The 590-nt window shown below is 59.0% G+C and carries 1 protein-coding gene; it reads left to right on the top strand.

The genetic code is table 11. The features are described 5' to 3' along the window. The coding region (locus HT737_RS30855; protein WP_374011226.1) for a calcium-binding protein at window positions 1-590 on the top strand (590 nt) is incomplete at both ends.

The raw sequence follows: 590 nt of genomic DNA, 5'->3' as shown, positions 1-590 counted from the left end.
GCCAACTGTTTGGCAGMSGMKTACTTGATCTGACCGGCAACGATCTGAATAACGTGCTCACCGGTACTGACGGGGTCAATACCCTCAATGGCGGCCTGGGCGCCGATACCATGATCGGTGGCGCCGGCAACGACACCTACTACGTCGACAACATCGGTGACGTGGTTGTCGAGACCGGCACCTCACTGACCGAAATCGACCGGGTCTTCGCCTCCATCGACTACACCCTCGGCGCCAATGTCGAGAACGTGCTGCTCACCGGCACTGACAACCTCAACGGGACCGGCAACGAGCTGAACAACCGCATGACCGGTAACGCCGGCAACAACATCCTCGATGGCAAGGCCGGGGCCGACACCATGATCGGCGGTGACGGCGACGATACCTATATCGTCGACAACGCTGGTGACATCGTCACCGAACTGAGCGGTGAAGGCCATGATCTGGTCAAGTCCTCGGTCAGCTACACCTTGTCTGCCAATGTCGAGGACGGCCAACTGTTTGGCAGCGGCGTACTTGATCTGACCGGCAACGATCTGAATAACGTGCTCACCGGTACTGACGGGGTCAATACCCTCAATGGCGGCCTG

This window comes from Pseudomonas sp. MD195_PC81_125, from assembly GCF_014060985.1.
In the GTDB taxonomy this organism is placed as follows: Bacteria; Pseudomonadota; Gammaproteobacteria; order Pseudomonadales; family Pseudomonadaceae; genus Aquipseudomonas; species Aquipseudomonas parakoreensis.
Note: the sequence above shows the minus strand (reverse complement) of the source record. Positions and strands in the feature narration are given on the sequence as shown.